Origin of the sequence: Methylobacterium organophilum (genome assembly GCF_022533465.1) — a bacterium.
GTDB lineage: Bacteria > Pseudomonadota > Alphaproteobacteria > Rhizobiales > Beijerinckiaceae > Methylobacterium > Methylobacterium organophilum.
This window is the reverse complement of the sequence record NZ_CP092848.1, coordinates 1,177,501-1,198,067: the sequence shown is the minus strand read 5'-3', so window position 1 is coordinate 1,198,067 and position 20,567 is coordinate 1,177,501. Positions and strand designations below refer to the sequence as shown.

The 20,567-nt window shown below is 70.5% G+C and carries 14 protein-coding genes (1 of these 14 running past the window's edge); 10 read left to right on the top strand and 4 right to left on the bottom strand.

The window, feature by feature from the left end; translation table 11 throughout:
• Positions 1-107: 107 nt before the first annotated feature.
• A complete protein-coding gene (locus tag MMB17_RS05465) occupies positions 108-1,007 on the bottom strand; it encodes a TIGR01459 family HAD-type hydrolase (RefSeq protein WP_241101349.1) in 900 nt (299 codons plus the stop codon).
• Between the two features lie 276 nt (positions 1,008-1,283).
• Positions 1,284-2,783, bottom strand: a complete 1,500-nt coding sequence (locus tag MMB17_RS05460) for an EAL domain-containing protein (protein ID WP_241101348.1) — start codon at positions 2,781-2,783, stop codon at positions 1,284-1,286.
• A gap of 235 nt (positions 2,784-3,018) precedes the next feature.
• Here MMB17_RS05460 and MMB17_RS05455 point away from each other — a divergent pair, with 235 nt between their 5' ends.
• The 3 genes from MMB17_RS05455 to MMB17_RS05445 all read left to right on the top strand — a co-directional run bounded on the left by MMB17_RS05455 (position 3,019) and on the right by MMB17_RS05445 (position 6,446).
• Entirely contained in the window at positions 3,019-3,240 is a 222-nt protein-coding gene (locus MMB17_RS05455; protein WP_241101347.1) for a heavy-metal-associated domain-containing protein, read from the top strand.
• Between the two features lie 8 nt (positions 3,241-3,248).
• Entirely contained in the window at positions 3,249-4,592 is a 1,344-nt protein-coding gene (gene aptA / locus MMB17_RS05450; protein WP_241101346.1) for an omega-aminotransferase AptA, read from the top strand.
• A 180-nt stretch (positions 4,593-4,772) separates the two neighbouring features.
• A complete protein-coding gene (locus tag MMB17_RS05445; protein WP_241101345.1) occupies positions 4,773-6,446 on the top strand; it encodes a formate--tetrahydrofolate ligase in 1,674 nt (557 codons plus the stop codon).
• A gap of 78 nt (positions 6,447-6,524) precedes the next feature.
• On the opposite strand, the gene MMB17_RS05440 is transcribed toward MMB17_RS05445, so the two are convergent.
• On the bottom strand, positions 6,525-7,244 hold the full coding sequence (locus tag MMB17_RS05440) for a DUF4142 domain-containing protein (protein WP_241101344.1): 720 nt from the start codon (positions 7,242-7,244) through the stop codon (positions 6,525-6,527).
• Between the two features lie 281 nt (positions 7,245-7,525).
• On the opposite strand from MMB17_RS05440, the gene MMB17_RS05435 reads away from it, so the two are divergent.
• Positions 7,526-8,194, top strand: coding sequence for a glutathione S-transferase family protein (locus MMB17_RS05435; protein WP_241101343.1), 669 nt, complete (start codon positions 7,526-7,528; stop codon positions 8,192-8,194).
• A 12-nt stretch (positions 8,195-8,206) separates the two neighbouring features.
• Here MMB17_RS05435 and MMB17_RS05430 read toward each other — a convergent pair whose 3' ends face one another.
• The gene (locus MMB17_RS05430; protein ID WP_238309613.1) at positions 8,207-8,764 is read right to left on the bottom strand and encodes a DUF4337 domain-containing protein; all 558 of its coding nucleotides are present in this window, start codon (positions 8,762-8,764) and stop codon (positions 8,207-8,209) included.
• 144 nt (positions 8,765-8,908) lie between these two features.
• On the opposite strand from MMB17_RS05430, the gene MMB17_RS05425 reads away from it, so the two are divergent.
• From MMB17_RS05425 to metH, 6 genes are all read left to right on the top strand, one after another.
• Positions 8,909-9,640, top strand: coding sequence for an MBL fold metallo-hydrolase (locus MMB17_RS05425; protein WP_241101342.1), 732 nt, complete (start codon positions 8,909-8,911; stop codon positions 9,638-9,640).
• A gap of 73 nt (positions 9,641-9,713) precedes the next feature.
• Complete coding sequence (locus MMB17_RS05420; protein WP_241101341.1) at positions 9,714-12,866, top strand: PAS domain-containing protein; 3,153 nt, start codon at positions 9,714-9,716, stop codon at positions 12,864-12,866.
• A gap of 330 nt (positions 12,867-13,196) precedes the next feature.
• Positions 13,197-15,062, top strand: coding sequence for a cation:proton antiporter domain-containing protein (locus tag MMB17_RS05415; protein ID WP_241101340.1), 1,866 nt, complete (start codon positions 13,197-13,199; stop codon positions 15,060-15,062).
• Positions 15,063-15,139: 77 nt separating this feature from the next.
• Positions 15,140-16,156: an ArsR/SmtB family transcription factor gene (locus tag MMB17_RS05410; protein ID WP_238309617.1), complete on the top strand. Its 1,017-nt coding sequence runs from the start codon at positions 15,140-15,142 to the stop codon at positions 16,154-16,156.
• Between the two features lie 46 nt (positions 16,157-16,202).
• On the top strand, positions 16,203-17,123 hold the full coding sequence (gene metF, locus MMB17_RS05405; RefSeq protein ID WP_238309618.1) for a methylenetetrahydrofolate reductase [NAD(P)H]: 921 nt from the start codon (positions 16,203-16,205) through the stop codon (positions 17,121-17,123).
• Between the two features lie 212 nt (positions 17,124-17,335).
• Positions 17,336-20,567: the 5' portion of a methionine synthase gene (gene metH, locus MMB17_RS05400; RefSeq protein ID WP_241101339.1), read on the top strand. The gene runs 518 nt beyond the window's last position; 3,232 of the gene's 3,750 nt are visible here — the first part of the coding sequence; the start codon lies at positions 17,336-17,338; its stop codon lies off the right edge, out of view.

The window sequence follows — 20,567 nt, the reverse complement described above, 5'->3', positions numbered from 1 at the left end:
ACGCGCCTCTCGTCTCGAATTCCGCCGGGTTCGCCGGCGGCCAGCTTTATCCGGGCCGGCGCGGTCTGGCGACGCCGGCCACGTGCCGGGGATTACGCAGAAAATCCTTACCAGACCAGCCGCTCGGTCACCGCATCGGGATGCACCGGCTGCCGGGCCAGCCACTCGGCCACGTCGCCCAGGCTCTGATGGTCGAGGGAGACGCCGAGCTCCTCCGCATGGATGCCGCGGGCCACGAGCAGGGAGGGGATGCCGGCCCCCGCGGCCCCGGCGATGTCGGTGCGGATCGCGTCGCCGATCGCCAGGATCCGGGCGGTGTCCGGGGCCACGCCGCCGTCGAGATCCGCCGCCATGGCGAGGGCCGCCGCGTAGACGGGGGCATAGGGCTTGCCGGCATAGGTGACCGCGCCGCCGATCTCGGCATAGGCCGCGGCGATCAGGCCGGCGCAGGGGATGAGCCTCTTGCGCCGCTCGACCACGAGGTCGGGATTGGCGCAGATCATCGGCACGCCCCGGGCGTGGAGGCGGGCGAGGCTGTCGCGGTAATCCTCCGCCGTCTCGGTGTCGTCGTCGAACAGGCCGGTGCAGACCACGAGATCGGCCGCCTCCTCCCCGACCAGGGTGAGGTCGAGTCCCTCGAAGATCGGCCGGTCCCGGTCGGGGCCGAGATGGTAGACCCGGGCCGCGGGATGCGCGGCGATGAGCCGGCGGGTGAGGTCGCCCGAGGTCAGGATGGCGTCGTAGGCCTCCCGCGGCACGCCGTAGCCGTCGAGGATTGTTTGCACGCCGGGCCAGGGCCGCGGGGCGTTGGAGACGAGGATGACCCGGCGCGCCCGGGACCCTTCGAGGCCGCGGAAGCGGATCAGGGCCTCGCCCGCCGCCCGGTGGCCGACCGTGCCGTCATGCAGCACGCCCCAGACGTCGCACAGGATCAGGTCGTAATCGGCGGCGATCGCCGAGAGGTGCGGGATCGTCGGGACGGGCCTGTCGGGCGCCTTGCCTGCCATGGCGGATGGGGACCTTCGCAGCGGAGCCGCGCGGGACGCGCGCGGCCGTTCTTCGCGGCCCGGGTAGGGGTTGGGCGCCGGGAAATCAACGCGAGGCGGGATTTTGGGGTGGTTTCGAGGGCCGTAGCTCTCCTCGCCCCTGGGCGAGGGAGACCGCGCGTGAGCGCAGTGGAGTGGATGCCTCGGGCGCGCGGCCGGGAATTGCGGCGGCGGCCCCCTCCGCCGGCTTCCTGGCCCCTCCCCCCCAAGGGGTGAGGAAAGGCCGCCGCGGAAAGCTCACACCGCCCGGCGCAGGAAGTCGCGGAAGGGGCGGCGCTGGGGTTGCGGGTCCGGCGGGGGCTCGGGCGGGGAGGGGGGCGTCGGGGCCTCCGGGGCCAGCACCTCGGCCCGCACCGCCCGCGGCGGCGCGAAGACGCCGCCCTGGGCGAGCGGCAGGTCGAGGTCGATCAGGTTCGGCACGTCCGTCTCGCGCTCGACCTGGGTGGCCACGACCCGGATCCCGGCCCGGCCGAGCGCCGCGACGAGGTCCTCCACGGCGATGTCCGGGCTCGCCATCCGCTCCGGCGGCCGCAGGAGCAGGGCGGCGGGCACCTTGACCTGGGACAGGCCCCGGGCGGCGAGCGCGTTGGACTCGAAGGAGAGATCCACCGGCCGGTCGAGGGCGAAGCCGATCCTGCCCCGCAGCTCGGCGAGGGCGGCGGCCTGCTCCGCGTCCAGGGTGCGCCAGCTCGCCTGGGGCAGGGCCACGATCACCTGGGGCGGCATGCCTTCCCCGTCGGAGACCAGCCGGCCGAGGCTGCGCAGGAAGCCGGGCTCGAACAGGGAGAAGGGCGAGAGGGCGTAGGTCACCGCCGCCTGGCTGCCCCGCTTCTGCAGGTGGCGGGCGATGGTGCCGACGCGCTGGAGCATGCGCCGGTCGAGGGCGGTGGTGCGGCCGTAGCGCTCCAGCACCGGCAGGAAGACCTCCGGCGGCAGGGCCTCGCCGTTCAGCGTCACCCGGGCCAGCGCCTCGTAGCCGACGACCTTGCGCTGGGGCAGGGTGACGACGGGCTGGAGATAGACGTCGAGCCCGTCCGCGTCGAAGGCCTCGACCAGGGCGGCCTCCTTGGCCGGGTCCCGGACCGGCTCGCGCGGGGGCGGCTCGCGCAAGGACGGCCCCCGCGACGGCCCCCGCAGGGGATCCGGCGCGAAAGGCGGCGCGGGGGGCAGCCGGAGGGCGGGGGGCTCGAGGCGGGTCTCGGCCGGTGGTGCGAGCGTCGCCGGCGGCTCCGGGGCCGGCGTCACCACCACGGGGGCGGGCGGGGGCGCGGGCCGGGTCTTGAGCCGGTCGATCTCCTGCTCCTGCGCGGAGACGACATTGGCGAGCTCGCGCACGATGCCGCTCAGGAGGCCGATCTCGGCGGTGATCTCGTCGACGCCCTTGCGCAGGGCCTTCGCGTCCGCCTCGGCTTCGGCCTTCGCCTCGGATTCCGTCGGCGGCGGGGCGGCGCGGCCCGGCTCCCGGCGCTCGCGCACCAGGGCGGCGATCACGGTCTCGAGCTTCAGGAAGCGCTGCGACACCACGTCGAGCTCGCTCGACAGCTTCTCGTGGGCCGCGGCGAAGCGGTTCGCCCGGCGATGCTGCAGCAGGGCGGCGAAGGCGGAGGCCAGGCCGAGGGCGTAGGCGCCGACGATCGGCTCCAGGATCGCGACCGGCGCGAGGACGGAGAGCCCGAACAGGCTGATCGCCCACAGGCGCCCGCGCGGGCCGATCGTCCGGGCTTTCTGGCTCTTCACCTTCGTAACGAGGGGGCTCTTCGCATGCGGGATCCGGCCCGGCCCTCGAGCCTTGCGGACGGGGTCATCTTTCGCCGAGCGGACAGGCGCCCGCAAGGCGAGCGAGGGACCGGGACCGGGATATCAACGGGTGTGATGCGGAAACGCGCCGGTCTCCCATGACGGGGGATCCCGGGACGGCCCTTGCGGGTCGCGCCGAGATGGACGAGATGTCGCCCGCGACACGGAGACCAGCATGGACGGCAACCGCAGCGAGCTCCTCATGGCGGTGGAGGGCATGACCTGCGCGGGATGCGCCGAGGCCGTGCGCCGCACGATCCGCCGCCTCGACCCCGGGGCGGAGGTCCGCGTCGACCTCGAAACGGGCCGGGTCAGCGCGCTGACCGGGGCGCGGGGCGAGGAGGTCGCGCGGGCCCTGACCGGGGCCGGCTACGCCGCCACGGCGATCGCGGGCTGAGGCCGGCCATGCTTCTCGACGCTTCCATGCCCGGCCCGCGCAACGATCTCGACGCGTGGTGGATGCCCTTCACCGCCAACCGCGCCTTCAAGCAGGCGCCGCGGATGCTCGCGGGCGCCGAGGGGATGCATTACCGGACCGCGGACGGGCGCCGGATCCTCGACGGGATCGCCGGACTCTGGTGCTGCAATGCCGGGCACAACCGCGCGCCGATCACGGCGGCGATCCGCGACCAGGCCGGGCGGCTCGACTACGCGCCGCCCTTCCAGTTCGGGCATGCGGGCGCCTTCGCCCTCGCCAGCCGCCTCGGAGCCCTGGCCCCGGCCGACCTCGACAACGTCTTCTTCTGCAATTCCGGCTCCGAGGCCGCCGACACCGCCCTCAAAATCGCCCTCGCCTACCGCCACACCCGCGGTGAGGGCGGCCGGACGCGGTTCGTCGGGCGCGAGCGCGGCTATCACGGGGTCGGCTTCGGCGGCATCGCGGTCGGCGGACTCGCCAACAACCGCAAGGTCTTCGGCCCCGGCCTTCCGGGCGTCGACCACCTGCCCCACACCTACGACCGGGCGCACCAGGCCTTCACCAAGGGCGAGCCGGATTGGGGCGCCCACCTCGCCGACGACCTCGAACGGATCGTGGCCCTCCACGACGCCTCGACCCTCTGCGCCGTGATCGTCGAGCCGATGGCGGGCTCGACCGGCGTGCTGCCGCCGCCCAAGGGCTACCTGCAGCGCCTGCGCGCGCTCTGCGACCGGCACGGCCTGCTGCTCATCTTCGACGAGGTCATCACCGGTTTCGGCCGGCTGGGGCATGCCTTCGCCGCCGAGCGCTACGGCGTGGTGCCGGACATGATCACCTTCGCCAAGGGCGTCACCTCGGGCACGGTGCCCCTCGGCGGCGTGATCGTGCGCAAGGACATCTACGCGACGCTGATGCAGGGGCCGGCGGAGGCGGTCGAGCTCTTCCACGGCTACACCTATTCCGGCCACCCGCTCGCCTGCGCGGCGGGGCTCGCCACTCTCGACCTCTACCGGGACGAGGGCCTGTTCGAGCGGGCCCGGGCGCTGGAGCCGGTCTTCGCGGAGGCGGTGATGTCCCTGCGCGCGATCCCGGAGGTGCTCGACATCCGCACCGTGGGCCTCGCCGCGGGCATCGATCTCGCGCCCCTGCAAGGAGGCGGCAGCCGGGCCTATGCCGCCATGGTCGCGGCCTTCCGGGACCAGGATCTCGTCCTGCGCGCGGCCGGCGACACGATCGCCCTGAGCCCGCCGCTGATCGCGAGCGAGGCGGAGCTCGGGGACCTGGCGGAGAGGACGGCGCGGGCGATCCGGGCGGTCGGCGAAAAAATTTAATTTCGCATTTTCATTGAAAAAATCCGACGCGCTTTTTCCCGCGCCCTCCCGCAAACTGGGCGCATCGGTTTATCTCGGCGGTACGACGGCGTAGGGCTTTCGCCCTGCTGACGCGGCTCCGCGGATGGCGACAGGGACCGGCCCGGCAGGCCGGTCCTCCAAGAAACGACGGTGAGAGAAATGCCCTCAGATATCGAGATCGCCCGCGCGGCGACCCTGAAGCCGATCGCGGACGTCGCACGGAAGATCGGCATTCCGGACGAGGCGCTTCACAATTACGGCAAGCACATCGCCAAGATCGACCACGACTTCATCAAGTCGCTGGAAGGCAAGCCGGACGGCAAGCTCGTGCTCGTCACCGCGATCTCCCCGACGCCGGCGGGCGAGGGCAAGACCACGACCACGGTGGGCCTCGGCGACGCGCTCAACCGCATCGGCAAGAAGACCGTGATGTGCCTGCGCGAGCCCTCGCTCGGCCCCTGCTTCGGCATGAAGGGCGGCGCGGCCGGCGGCGGCAAGGCGCAGGTCGTGCCGATGGAGCAGATCAACCTGCACTTCACCGGCGACTTCCACGCCATCACCTCGGCGCATTCGCTGGCCGCGGCGCTGATCGACAACCACATCTACTGGGCCAACGAGCTCAACATCGACGTGCGCCGCATCCACTGGCGCCGCGTGGTCGACATGAACGACCGGGCCCTGCGCGCCATCAACCAGTCCCTCGGCGGCGTCGCCAACGGCTTCCCCCGCGAGGACGGATTCGACATCACCGTCGCCTCCGAGGTGATGGCGGTGTTCTGCCTCGCCAAGGATCTCGCGGATCTCGAGGAGCGCCTCGGCCGCATCGTCATTGCCGAGACCCGCGACCGCAAGCCGGTGACGCTGGCCCAGGTGAAGGCGACCGGCGCCATGACGGTGCTGCTCAAGGACGCCCTGCAGCCGAACCTCGTGCAGACCCTGGAGGGCAACCCGGCCCTCATCCATGGCGGCCCCTTCGCCAACATCGCCCATGGCTGCAACTCGGTGATCGCGACCCGCAGCGGCCTCAAGCTCGCCGATTACGTGGTGACCGAAGCCGGCTTCGGCGCGGATCTGGGCGCGGAGAAGTTCATCGACATCAAGTGCCGCCAGACGGGCCTCAAGCCCTCGGCGGTGGTGATCGTGGCCACCGTGCGCGCCCTCAAGATGCATGGCGGCGTCGACAAGAAGAGCCTCGGCTCCGAGAACCTGGAGGCCCTGGAGAAGGGCTTCGCCAATCTGGAGCGGCACGTGCAGAACGTGCGCAGCTTCGGCCTGCCGGTCGTCGTCGGCGTGAACCATTTCTACCAGGACACCGATGCCGAGCATGCCCGGCTGAAGGAGCTCTGCCGCGACAATCTCCAGGTCGAGGCGATCACCTGCAAGCACTGGGCGGAGGGCGGCGCCGGCGCCGAGGACCTGGCTCACGCCGTAGTGAAGCTCGCCGAGGGCGAGCAGAAGCCGCTGAGCTTCGTCTACGAGACCGAGTCGAAGCTGACCGACAAGATCAAGGCCATCGCGACGAAGCTCTACGGCGCCGCCGACATCCAGATCGAGTCGAAGGCCGCGGGCAAGCTCGCCGGCTTCGAGAAGGACGGCTACGGCAACCTGCCGGTCTGCATGGCCAAGACGCAGTACTCGTTCTCGACGGATCCGAGCCTGATGGGCGCGCCCTCGGGCCACATCATCGCCGTGCGCGATGTGCGCCTCTCGGCCGGCGCCGGCTTCGTGGTGGTGATCTGCGGTGAGATCATGACCATGCCGGGCCTGCCCAAGGTCCCGGCGGCCGACAATATCCGCCTCGACGCCAACGGCCAGATCGACGGCCTGTTCTAGGCGTCGCGGCGATCCCGAAAGGAAAGGGGCGGCTCCACCGGGAGCCGCCCCTTTCGCGTTTTTGGCCCTGACGTGCGGTCAGCCGCCGAAGCGGGCGTCGAGCTCGGCCGAGTGGGCATGCTCGCCGGCGATGTAGGGCAGCGCCTCGTTGGCGAACTGGCGGCCCTGGGCGCTGTCGCCGGAGCGCGAATAGGCGTCGTAGAGGGCGAGCGTGCGCGCATCCGAGCGGGCCTGCTGGGCGACATAGGTCCGGTCGAAGGCGCGCGCCGAGGGCGCCGACTTCAGGCGCTCGATCCTGGCCTGGCCCTCGGGGCCGATCGCCACCCGGCGCCCCGGCTCGCCCGGGCTGTTGTCGATCAGGCCGACGCCCCCGAGCACGCCGCCGACGATGCCCGTGGTGACGTTGGCCGCGAGCGTGACCGGGGCGAGCACCACGCCGACCGGGTTGTCGAGGCGAGTCGGAATGCCCTGCTGATCGGCGACGACGGTGCCGCCCGCGCTCAGCGAGGTGCCCGGCGGCAGCAGCGCGTCGGTGGTCGCGGTCCGATGCTCGATAACCCGGCGCGCGTAGTTGCGGACCTGCGGGTTGCGGGAGCGCTCCAGGGCGATGCGGCTCGACTCGATGCTCAACGCGTCCGAGCGCAGGGCGGCGGTGCGGAACTCGGGGGTCCGCGTCGCGGCGGCCCCGTCGAGACCGGGCTGCGGGGCGATCCGCACCGCCAGCGGGTCCTGGGCGAGGGCGGGCGTCGCCAGCACGGCCGAGAGGCCGAGGGCTGCCAGGGCAAGGGACTTCTTCATGGAGGACTTCTCTCTCGAGGCTGATCTCACGAGGTGAATGGCGCGGCCCGGACGCATCGGAATGCCGCGGGCCGTCCTCGCCTCAATCCCCACGCTTCCAGGCTGTTCCGAAGCTCCCGAGACCGTGATGCCGCACCCTGTGCGCGTATAGGGCTCGAACGATCTCGTCCTTTCCTGCACAGGAACGCGGACAGGCTGTTCTTCTTGGAGACGCGTGGAAAAAGAAAACCCGTCCTGCGCGGATATTGCTAGTTTTCTCGCGACGGTCCGGGAGAAGAGCGATGTCGATCAGGCTCTATACTTACCGGGAGTCGGGAAACAGCTACAAGGTCCGCCTGCTCCTGGCTTTCCTCGGCCTGACGGTGGAGGAGGTCGAGATCGACTTTCCCGGCCGCGAGCAGCACGGGCCGGCCTTCCTCGCGATCAATCCCCGCGGCGAGGTGCCCGTCCTGATCGACGGGGACCGCACGTTCACGGATTCCGCGGCGATCCTTGTCCATCTCGCGGACAAGCATGCGGGGCGGACCTGGTGGTCCCGCGAGGCAGCCGAGCAGGCCGAGATCGTCGACTGGCTCGCCTTTGCCGCGAGCTGGATCCAGCACGGGGTCTTCACCGCCCGGGCGATCCTGTCCTTCCAGGGACCCCATGACGGCTTCGGCATCTGGGGCAACGCGAACACCCTGGCGGAAGCGACGGCCCGGGGCGTCAAGTCCCTCCAGATCCTCGAAGCCGCCCTGGAAACCCGCGCCTGGCTTGCCGCCGGACGTCCCACCATCGCGGATCTCGCGGTGTTTCCCTACGTGGCGCTCGCGCCCATGGGCGACATCTCCCTGGAGCCTTTCCCGGCGGTCCGGGCCTGGATCGCTCGCCTGCGGGCGCGCCCCGGCTTCATCCCGATCGCGGGCCTCGACGACCCGCTCTATCGTCGGCGCCCGCGGGAAGCGGCCTGAGGGCGACCTCCCTCAGTGGAAGAAGGGCAGGGCGTGGGGCGCGAACAGCCCGAATCCGGCCAGGGCGAGGCCCGCCACGCCGAGCAGGCCGCCGCCGATGGCGAGTGCGGCGATGCCGGTGATGACCTCCGCCGAGGCCAGGACGATGCCGATCTGGAAGGCGGCCGAGGCGATCTCGTAATGGTGGTAGCGCTCCAGCGCGAGGTCGCGGCGCTCGCCCGAGGCCCGGGCCTTCTCGGCGAGTTCCTTGCGGCCCTCGCCGGTGGCCGGCTCGGAATCCCAGCGGGCCAACGTCTTGGCCCAGTCCGCGCGCTTGGCGGCGATCGCCGCCGGATCCGTGCCCGGCGGCAGCAGCGCCACCAGTTCGTCCACCGTCTTCACCACGGTCGAGCGGATCGTGCGGGCCTGGAAATAGGCCCATTGGTTCGAGGCCTCGACATTGGCGCCGAGCGCCTCGGTCTGTGCGCTCTTGGCGAGCGTCTCAGCGCCCGCCAGGAAGAGGGCCAGGATGGAGATCAGCAGCGCCACGCGCTTGTTCGACCCCTCGACCGCTCCGTGTCCGCCCGACATCCGATTTTCATCCCGTTCCGATTCGTCGCGGGGCGTAGACAGCCGATCCCGGCGGCCAAGGCAATCGCGATCGAACGCGATTGACCCGGAGCGCCCGCGACCGAGATGTCTTGCCCTGAGGGCAAAGCGGGGGAGCGGATCACGATGCGGCTTCAGGTTCTCGGCTGCGGCGACGCGTTCGGCTCCGGCGGCCGCTTCAACACCTGCTTCCACGTCACGGCTTCGGGGACCTGCTTCCTCGTCGATTGCGGCGCCTCCTCGCTCATCGCGATCCGCCGCTACGGCGTCGACCCGAACGGCATCGACACGGTCTTCGTCACCCATCTCCACGGCGATCATTTCGGCGGGCTGCCCTGGCTGATTCTCGACGGGCAGCTCGTCAGCCGGCGCGCGACGCCGCTGACCATCGTCGGGCCGGAGGGGATCCAGGCGCGCCTGGAAGCGGCGATGGAGGCGCTGTTTCCGGGATCGAGCAAAGCGGAACGGGCCTTTCCCGTGGTCGTGACGGAGATCGCGGAGGGCCGGCCGGTCACGGCCTCCGGCTTCACGGCCCATGCCTTTTCCGTGCGCCATCCCTCCGGGGCGCCCTCCCATGCCCTGCGCATCGAGGGGGAGGGCAGGGTGCTCGCCTATACCGGCGACACGGAATGGGTCGACGCGCTGATCGCGGCCGGGCGCGAGGCCGACCTGCTGATCGCCGAGGGCTACACGATCGAGCGGCCGGTGAAGTTCCATCTCGACTGGGCGACGCTGAAGGCGCGCCTGCCCGAGATCGCTCCCCGGCGCCTGATGCTCACCCATATGAGCGTCGAGATGATCGCCCATCCCCCCGAGGGCTACATCGCCGCGGAGGACGGTCTAGTGATCGCCCTCTGACCGGCGCGCGCCGCCGCGATGCGGTGGGTATGACATCTGTTGACACAGGTCCGATCCGGGAACACGAAGCGTCATGGCCGCCCGTCAGTCGCGCAACGTCTCGCTCACCCCCGAGCTGGAGGGGTTCATCGCCGACTGCCTCGGCTCCGGCGACTACGCCAATGCCAGCGAGGTGGTGCGGGCGGGCCTGCGGGCCCTGCGCGACGGGACCGGGCGCCGGCCCGCGCCCAAGGGCTGGCCGGTGGCGGGCGGCGAATGCGGCGCGCTGATCCGGGCCAGGGACTGGAGCGCGACGCCACTCGGGCCGGTCGACGGCTGGTCCCTGGAGATGCGCGCGACGGTGGCCAACATCGTCAACTCGCCGGTGGCCAAGGTGCTGATGTGGGGCCCCGATCACATCATGCTCTACAACGACGCCTATGCCGCCATCGCCGGGCCGAAGCATCCGCGCGCCCTCGGTGAGCGCGCCCAGGAGATCTGGCCGGAGATCTGGGACTGGAACCGGGCGATGCTCGAGGCGGGCTATCGCGGCGAGCTCTCCTCCTTCCACGACCACGTCATGGTGCTCGACCATGGCGGCCGCTCGCAGACCTTCATCCTCGACCTGTTCTACACCCCCGTCTACGAGGCCGATGGCAGCATCGGCGGCGTGATGTGCACCGTCGTCGACAACAGCGCCCGCGTCGAAGCGGAGCGCCGGCTGGCGGCGAACGAGGCGGAGCTTCGCCGCCTCACCGACGCGCTGCCGATGCTCGTGGCCTATGTCGACCGCAACCACGTCTACCGCTTCGCCAACGCGGCCTATCGGGACTGGCTCGGCGTCGATCCCCGGACCATGATCGGGCGGCCGGTGCGCGAGATCGTCGGCGAGGATTTCTACGCCGACCGCAAGCCCTCCCTCGACCGTGCCCTGGCCGGCGAGGCCTTCGCCAGCGAGACGACGATCCCCTATCACGACGGCCGGCCCCGCCGGGCGGAGCTGCGCTACGTGCCGCATATCGAGCCGGACGGCTCCGTGCCGGGCGTGCACATCCTCGGCATCGACATCGAGGAGCGGGCGCGGCGCGAGGCGGCGCTCGCCGCCAGCGACCGGCGCTTCCGCACGGCGATCGATGCCGTGCACGGCGTCCTCTGGACCAACAGCGCCGACGGCCGCATGACCGGCGAGCAGCCGGGCTGGGCCGCTCTGACCGGCCAGAGCCGGGAGGAGTACCAGGGCTTCGGCTGGGCTCAGGCCGTGCATCCGGACGATGCGGCCGAATCCGTGCGGAGCTGGAACGCGGCGGTCGCCGCCAAGGCCATGTATGTCCACGAGCACCGGGTTCGCCATCACGGCGGGACCTGGCGCACCTTCGCGATCCGCGCCCTGCCGATCCTCGACCAGGCCGGGCGGATCGTCGAATGGGTCGGCGTCCATACCGACATCACCCATCAGCGTGCGGCGGAGGCCGCCCTGCGGGAGCAGGCGGAGGATCTCGCCCGCCAGGTGCGCCATCGCCAGCGGGCCGAGGAGCAGCTGCGCCAGCTCAACGAGACGCTGGAGGCCCGGGTCATCGCCGAGATCGACGAGCGCCGTCAGGCAGAGGCCAAGCTCGTCCAGGCCCAGAAGATGGAGACCATCGGCAAGCTCACCGGCGGCGTCGCCCACGACTTCAACAACCTGCTCCAGGTCGTCTCCGGCAACCTCCAGCTCCTCGCCAAGGACATCGCCGGCAACGACCGGGCCGAGCGGCGCGTCGCCAACGCCATGGCGGGCGTGTCGCGCGGGGCCAAGCTCGCGAGCCAGCTCCTCGCCTTCGGCCGGCGCCAGCCCCTCGAACCCAAGGTCGTCAACGTCACCCGCTTCGTCCAGGGCATGGACGAGATGCTGCGCCGGGCGATCGGCGAGGCGATCGAGATCGAGACCGTCTTCGCCGGCGGCCTGTGGAACACCTTCATCGATCCCGGCCAGATCGAGAACGCGCTCCTCAACCTCGCCATCAACGCCCGCGACGCGATGGACGGGCGCGGCAAGCTGACGATCGAGCTCGCCAACGCGCATCTCGACGACGCCTATGCCCGCACCCACGACGAGGTGATGCCGGGCCAGTACGTGATGCTCGCCGTCTCCGACACGGGCTGCGGCATGAGCCCGGAGATCGTGGCCAAGGTGTTCGAGCCGTTCTTCACCACCAAGGCGGAGGGCAAGGGTTCGGGCCTCGGGCTCTCGATGGTCTACGGCTTCGTCAAGCAGTCGGGCGGCCACGTGAAGATCTATTCCGAGGTCGGCCACGGCACCACGATCCGGCTCTACCTGCCGCGCGCGATGGAATCCGAGGATGTCGAGGTGGCGGTCGATACCGGCCCGGTCGCGGGCGGCACCGAGACCGTGCTCGTCGTCGAGGACGATCCGGAGGTGCGGGCCACCGTGGTCGAGATGCTGTCGGATCTCGGCTACCGCGTGCTCAAGGCCGTGGACGCGACGAGCGCGCTCAGCGTGATCGAGAGCGGCATCCCGATCGACCTGCTCTTCACGGACGTGGTGATGCCGGGCGCCCTGAAATCCCCGGAGCTCGCCCGCAAGGCCCGCGAGCGCCTGCCCGACATCGCCGTGCTCTTCACCTCCGGCTACACCGAGAACTCGATCGTCCATGGCGGCCGGCTCGATGCGGGCGTCGAGCTGCTCTCGAAGCCCTATACCCGCGAGGCGCTTGCCCGGAAGTTCCGCCACGTGCTCGCCAACCAGCGCCAGCGCGGGGTGGCCGCCTCGGCGAAGCCCGCTGCCGCCACGCCCAAGGCGGTCTCCAGGACGGCGTCCAAGGCGCCGGTCCCGGTCGCCGGCGGTCGGCCGACGGTGCTGCTCGTCGAGGATGACGACCTCATCCGCATGAACACCGCCGAGATGCTGCAGGATGCCGGCTACGTCGTGGTGGATGCCGGCAGCGCGGAGGAGGCCATGGCGGCCCTTCAGACGGCGCCGGTCGACGTGCTCGTCACCGACGTGAACCTGCCGGGTGCCTCCGGCCCCGAACTCGCGGCCCGGGCGCGGGCGATGCGGCCATCCGCGGTCGTCGTCTATGCCACCGGCGACACCAACGCGGTCAGGGGCGAGACGGGGGCGAACCTGCTGGCCAAGCCCTACGATGCCGAGACCTTGCTCGCCGTCCTGAATACGGCCCGGCAGGGGATGCCGTCCGCCTCGGAGGGCGCCTCCGAAGCCGATCCGGCCCTGGACGAGAAGGCCTGACGGCGCGTCGGCTTTTCACGTGAAAAATGCTTAACGACATTCCGCGCTAAGGGCGGCCCTGCTCCTCAGTGACAAGGGCGGGCGGCTCGCGACCTCTGGACGCGCGTCGCTCCGTGCGGTTTTGCACCCGCATTTCCCAGGGAGCGGGGCAAGGGCATAAGGAATCGTCCAAAATCCGGATGAACGCCCTTCCGCGCGGCGCCGGCCGGCGACATACCGGGACGGTCTCCGGAACCGATCCGCGCGAAGCCGGTCTCGTTGGCATGAAGCCGGCTCCACGCGGCGCGGCGGGACGCCCTGCGGCAGCTGCCCGTGCCCGAAGGAGAGCCCGTGCCCCACGCGACCGAACTCATCTCCATCATCGCGCTGGGTTTGGTCTGTGCCTTCCTGTTCGGGATGGCCGCGCAGTTCCTGCGCCTGCCGCCGCTGGTCGGCTATCTGCTCGCCGGCATCGCCATCGGCCCCTTCACCCCCGGCTATGTCGGCGATGCCGAGCTGGCGCAGCAGCTAGCCGAGATCGGCGTGATCCTGCTGATGTTCGGCGTGGGGCTGCATTTCTCGATCAAGGACCTGATGGCGGTGCGGACCATCGCCCTTCCCGGCGCCATCGTGCAGATCGCCGCGGCGACCGCCATGGGCGGAGGGCTGGCGCTGAGCTGGGGCTGGAGCCTCGGGGCGGGACTCGTCTTCGGCCTCGCCCTTTCGGTGGCGAGCACCGTCGTGCTGCTGCGGGCGCTGGAGGAGCAGGGCCTGCTCGACAGCGACAAGGGCCGCATCGCCGTGGGCTGGCTCATCGTCGAGGATCTCGCGATGGTGCTGGCGCTGGTGCTGCTGCCGGCCCTGGCCCCGGGCCTCGGCGGCGCGGCCGATGCGGGGGGCGGCCATGGCGGCGCCGCCGCGAGCCTCGCCCATCTCATCGCCGACCTTTCCGGAAAGGACATCGGCGACAGCCTCTGGCTCACCCTGGGCCTCACGGTGGTGAAGGTCGGCATCTTCGTCACGGTGATGCTGGTCGGCGGCCGCCGCTTCGTCCCCTGGATCCTGGAGAAGGCGGCCCGGACCGGCTCGCGGGAATTGTTCACCCTCGCCGTGCTGGCCCTGGCGCTCGGCATCGCCTTCGGCTCGGCGGAGCTGTTCGGCGTCTCCTTCGCGCTGGGCGCCTTCTTCGCCGGCATGGTGCTCGCCGAATCCGATCTCAGCCACCAGGCCGCCGCCGATTCGCTGCCCCTGCAGGACGCCTTCGCCGTCCTGTTCTTCGTCTCCGTCGGCATGCTGTTCGATCCCGGCATCCTCCTGCGGGAGCCGCTCTCGGTGCTCGCCGTGCTCGGGGTGATCGTGCTGGGCAAGTCGGTGGCGGCGATCGCGATCGTGCTGGCCTTCGGCCATCCGGTCGGCACGGCGCTCACCATCGCCGCGAGCCTCGCCCAGATCGGCGAGTTCTCCTTCATCCTGGTCAGCCTCGGCATCACCCTGAAGCTGCTGCCGGTGGAGGGGCGTGACCTCGTGCTCGGCGGCGCGCTGCTCTCGATCACCCTGAACCCGCTCTTCTTCGCGCTCGCCGCCCGGGTGACCCGCTATCTCGGGGAGCATCCGGATCTCGCCACCCGGTTCGAGCGGCGGCGCGGCGCGCCCATCGAGATCCGCAGCGACCGGGTCCGCCACCGGGACCATGCCGTCATCGTCGGCTATGGCCGCGTCGGCAGCGCCATCGCCAATGCCCTGCGCGACTGGGAGCTGCCCTTCGTCGTCGTCGAGCGCGACCGACGCCGCATCATGGAATTGCGGGCGGCGGGCATCCCGGCGGTGTTCGGCGACGCCACCGCCCCGGGCATCCTCGACGCCGCCGAGATCGGCACCGCCCGCCTCCTCGTCGTCGCCAACCCGGAGGCGCATCAGGGCCGCCGCCTCCTGGAGATCGCCCGCGACGCCAATCCCCACATCGATACCCTGGTGCGCACCCACAGCGACGCGGAGCGGCGCAAGCTGGAGGAGGCGCGGGCCGGCCTCGTGCTGATGGGCGAGCGCGAACTCGCCCTGGGCATGATGCGCTACGCCCTGCGCAGCCTCGGCATCCGCGAGGGCGAGGCCCGGATCTTCGTCGATTCGAGTCGTTCGGAAAGTCAGGTCGCCCCGTCGAGCGGCCCCGAGCAGGGCGCTCCGGAGCTGCGCCCGCACCGGGAAGAGGCGGCCGAGTGAGCCTGCGGAGCCGCTGAGGGAAAGGCCGCGTGCGAAACGGCTTGCCAGGCCATCGAAACGGACATAAAGATATCTTTATGTCTAAGGAGAACGACAGCGCCCCCTCGACCGTCCGCTTCCCCGAAGCGCTCGGCGTGCTGCGCGCCGCCGCGGAGGAGACGCGCCTGCGCATCCTGGCGCTGCTCGCCGAGGGCGAACTCTCCGTCTCCGACCTCACCGACATCCTCGGCCAGTCGCAGCCGCGGATCTCGCGCCATCTCAAGCTGCTGGTCGAGGCGGGGCTGATCGAGCGCCACCGGGAGGGGGCCTGGGCCTTCTTCCGCATGCGCGAGGGCGGCGGCCTCGTCGAGCCGCTGATCGCCCGGCTGGAGACCGCGCAGCCGCCGCTCTCGGAGGACCGGGCCCGGCTCGACGCCGTGCGAGCCCAGCGGGCGGAGGCCGCGCAGGCCTTCTTCGCCCGGCTCGCGCCGAAATGGGACGGGCTGCGCTCGCTCCACGTGCCGGAGGCCATCGTGGAGGCCGCGGTCCTCGACCTGCTCGGTCCCCGGCCGGTCGGCAGCCTGATCGATCTCGGCACCGGCACCGGCAAGATGCTGGCTCTGCTCGCCCCGCGGGCGGCCCGGGCGACGGGCCTCGATTCGAGCCACGCCATGCTCTCCGTCGCCCGGGCCAACCTGGAACAGGCGGGGCTCTCCCGGATCGAGCTGCGCCAGGGCGACATCCACGCCCCGCCCTTCGGCCGGGGCAGCTTCGACCTCGTGGTGGTGCATCAGGTGCTGCATTACCTCGACGACCCGGCCCGGGCCCTGCGCGAGGCGCGCCGCCTCGTGGCGCCGGGCGGCCGGCTCCTCGTCGTCGATTTCGCGCCCCACACCCTGGAGCATCTGCGCGAGGACCAGGCCCATCGCCGCCTCGGCTTCGCGCCGGACCAGATCACCGGCTGGCTCATCGAAGCCGGCCTCGCCTCCGTCGCCCACCGCGACATCGCGCCGAGCGACGGCACCGAACTGCCCCTGACCGTGACCCTCTGGCTCGCCGAGGATGCCGTTTCACCGGCCGAGGCCGCCGCGGACCGCCCCCGGGCGGTCGCCTGAACCCGATTTCGATTCGTCTGAACCGATCGACATAGAGGACGACCCCATGCCCACCGCCTCCCGTCACCGCGCCAGCCGCGACGGCTACCGCCCGATCCGCGTCTCCATCGAGTTCTTCCCGCCGAAGACCGACGAGATGGAGAAGATCCTGTGGTCGTCGATCGAGCGCCTCGCGCCGCTGCAGCCGAACTTCGTCTCGGTGACCTACGGCGCCGGCGGCTCCACCCGCGAGCGCACGCACAACACCGTCGCCCGCATGGTGAAGGAGACGAGCCTCAAGCCCGCCGCCCACCTCACCTGCGTGAACGCCACGCGGGAGGAGATCGACGCGGTGGTCCGGTCCTACTGGGATGCGGGCGTGCGCCACATCGTGGCCCTGCGCGGCGACCCGGCCGAGGGCGTCGGGCATACCTACCGGCCTCATCCCGGCGGCTACGCCACCACCGCCGACCTCGTGGCCGGCATCAAGCGCATCGGCGACTTCAAGGTCTCGGTTTCGGCCTATCCCGAGAAGCACCCGGAGGCCGCCTCCCTGGAGGCCGATATCGACGCCCTGAAGGCCAAGGTCGATGCCGGCGCCGACCAGGCGATCACCCAGTTCTTCTTCGAGAACGACATCTATCTGCGCTACCTCGACAAGGTGCGCGCGGCCGGCATCGAGATCCCGATCATCCCGGGCATCCTGCCGGTGCAGAACTTCAAGCAGGCGGCGAACTTCGCCCGCCGCACCGGCGCCTCGGTGCCCTACTGGCTCGCCGCCCGGTTCGAGGGGCTCGACGACGACGTGGAGACCCGCCGCCTCGTCGCCGCGGCGGTCGCCGCCGAGCAGGTGATCGACCTCGTCGATGCCGGCATCAGCGACTTCCACTTCTACTCGATGAACCGCTCGGACCTCGTCTACGCCATCTGCCACATCCTCGGCCTGCGCTCGCAGGCGCCGAAGGTGGCGGCGGCAAAGGCGGCGTGAGGGGGCTGCGTCCTTGCGGGTCGGAACCGATCCGGTCCAGGGAGGCGCCACGCGGCCCCGGGACGAGCGGAATGGCTCTACTTGCGGGCGCCCGAAATGCGGTCGAAACGGCCGACCGAGGCATCCCCTCGGTTCGCACATCTGACAGATAGAGACCCGTCCGGATCCGGACATCCGCCACGCGGCTCCGGGATCACTGCGAGATAGCAAGAATGACCGACTTCTCCCCCGTCGACGGCACCGAGATCGAACGTGCGCTCCGCCAGCGCGCCTCGGAAAAGATCCTCGTCCTCGACGGGGCGATGGGCACGGTGATCCAGCGGCTGACATTCACCGAGGAGGATTTCCGGGGTGAGCGGTTCAAGGATCACGGCCACGATCAGAAGGGCAACAACGACCTCCTGATCCTGACCCAGCCCGATGCGATCCGGCAGATCCACCTCGACTATTTCCTCGCCGGCGCCGATGTCTGCGAGACCAACACCTTCTCCGGCACCACGATCGCCCAGGCCGATTACGGCATGGAATCGATCATCCACGAGCTGAACGCGCAGGGCGCCCGCCTCGCCCGCGAGGCGGCCAAGCTCGCCGAGGCGAAAGACGGCCGCCGCCGCTTCGTGGCCGGCGCCATCGGACCGACGAACCGCACGTTGTCGATCTCGCCGGACGTCAACAATCCCGGCTACCGCGCCGTCACCTTCGACCAGGTGAAACAGGCCTACGTGGAACAGGTCCGCGGCCTGATCGATGGCGGCGCCGAGCTGATCCTGATCGAGACCATCTTCGACACGCTGAACGCCAAGGCGGCGGTGGCCGCCGCCTGGCAGGTCTTCGAGGAGACCGGCATCCGGCTGCCGATCCAGATCTCCGGCACGATCACCGACCTGTCGGGCCGCACCCTGTCGGGCCAGACGCCGGCCGCCTTCTGGAACTCCCTGCGCCATTCCGACCCGCTGACCTTCGGCCTGAACTGCGCCCTCGGTGCCCGGGAGATGCGCGGCCACATCGCCGAGCTGTCGCGCATCTGCGACACCCTGGTCTGCGCCTACCCGAATGCCGGCCTGCCCAACGAGTTCGGTCTCTACGACGAGAGCCCGGAGGCCATGGGCAAGCTCGTCGGCGAATTCGCCGAATCGGGCCTCGTCAACATGGTCGGCGGCTGCTGCGGCACCACGCCGGACCATATCCGCGCCATCGCCGAGGCCGTCGCCGACAAGAAGCCCCGCGCGATTCCCGAGATCCCGCGCCTGATGCGCCTGTCGGGCCTGGAGCCCTTCGTGCTCACGAAGGAGATCCCCTTCGTGAATGTGGGCGAGCGCACCAACGTCACCGGCTCGGCCAAGTTCAGGAAGCTCATCACCAACGGCGATTACGCCGCCGCCCTCGACGTCGCCCGCGATCAGGTCGCCGCCGGCGCCCAGGTCATCGACGTCAACATGGACGAGGGCCTGCTCGATTCGCAGAAGGCGATGGTCGAGTTCCTCAATCTGGTGGCCGCCGAGCCCGACATCGCCCGGGTGCCGGTGATGGTCGATTCCTCGAAGTTCGAGGTGATCGAGGCCGGCCTGAAATGCCTGCAGGGCAAGCCGATCGTGAACTCGATCTCCATGAAGGAGGGCATCGAGAAGTTCGTCCACGACGCCAAGGTCTGCCGCTCCTACGGCGCGGCGGTCGTCGTCATGGCCTTCGACGAGCAGGGCCAGGCCGATTCCTACGCGCGCAAGGTCGAGATCTGCACCCGCGCCTACAAGATCTTGACCGAAGAGGTCGGCTTCCCGCCGGAAGACATCATCTTCGATCCGAACATCTTCGCCGTCGCCACGGGGATCGAGGAGCACAATCCCTACGGCGTCGCCTTCATCGAGGCGACCCGCACCATCCGCGAGACCCTGCCCCACGCCCATATCTCGGGCGGCGTCTCGAACCTGTCCTTCGCCTTCCGCGGCAACGAGCCGGTGCGCGAGGCGATGCACGCGGTGTTCCTGTTCCACTGCATCAAGGCCGGCATGGACATGGGCATCGTCAATGCCGGCCAGCTCGCGGTCTATGACGAGATCCCGGCGGAGCTGCGCGACCTGTGCGAGGACGTGGTCCTCAACCGCCGCGAGGATGCCACCGAGCGCCTGCTGGAGGCGGCCGAGCGGTTCAAGACCGGCGCCTCGGCCCAGGCCAAGACCGCCGATCTCTCCTGGCGCGAGGCCCCGGTCGAGAAGCGCATCGAGCACGCCCTGGTCAACGGCATCACCGAATACATCATCGAGGACACCGAGGAGGCGCGGCGACAAGCCGAGCGTCCGCTCCACGTCATCGAGGGCCCGCTGATGGCCGGCATGAACGTGGTCGGCGACCTGTTCGGCTCCGGCAAGATGTTCCTGCCCCAGGTGGTGAAGTCGGCCCGCGTGATGAAGCAGGCGGTCGCCTACCTCGAGCCCTTCATGGAGGAGGAGAAGAAGGCCAATGGCGGCACCGGCCAGCGCCAGGCCGCCGGCAAGGTGCTGATGGCCACCGTGAAGGGCGATGTCCACGACATCGGCAAGAACATCGTCGGCGTCGTGCTCGCCTGCAACAACTACGAGATCATCGATCTCGGCGTGATGGTGCCGGCGGCCAAGATCCTGGAGACGGCCAAGCGCGAGAACGTCGATATCGTCGGCCTGTCCGGCCTCATCACCCCCTCCCTCGACGAGATGGTGCATGTGGCGAGCGAGATGGAGCGCGAGGGCTTCGACGTGCCGCTCCTGATCGGGGGCGCCACCACCAGCCGCGTGCACACGGCGGTGAAGATCCACCCGGCCTACGAGAAGGGCCAGGCGGTCTACGTGACCGATGCGAGCCGCGCCGTGGGCGTGGTCTCGAGCCTGATCTCGAAGGAGAGCCGCGGCGGCGTCATCGAGAACCTGCGCGCCGAGTACCGCAAGGTCGCCGACGCCCATGCCCGCTCGGAGGCCGACAAGCAGCGCCTGCCGCTGGCCAAGGCGCGGGCGAACAGCTTCAAGATCGACTGGTCGGGCTACGCGCCCAGGAAGCCGAGCTTCACCGGCACGCGGGTCTACGGCAGCTACGAGGTGGCCGACCTCGTCCCCTATATCGACTGGACGCCGTTCCTGCAGACCTACGAGTTCAAGGGCCGCTTCCCCGCGATCCTCGACGATCCCGAGCAGGGCCCGGCGGCGCGCGCCCTGTTCGAGGATGCGCAGGCCATGCTCAAGCAGATCGTGGAGGAGCGCTGGTTCAACCCGAAGGCGGTGATCGGCTTCTGGCCGGCCAATGCCGTCGGTGACGACATCGTGCTCTATACCGGCGAGAGCCGCGGCGAGGCGCTCGCCACCTTCCACGGCCTGCGCCAGCAGCTCTCCAAGCGCGACGGGCGCCCGAATACCTGCATCTCCGACTTCGTGGCGCCGGCCGGGACCGGCATCCCGGACTATGTCGGCGCCTTCGTGG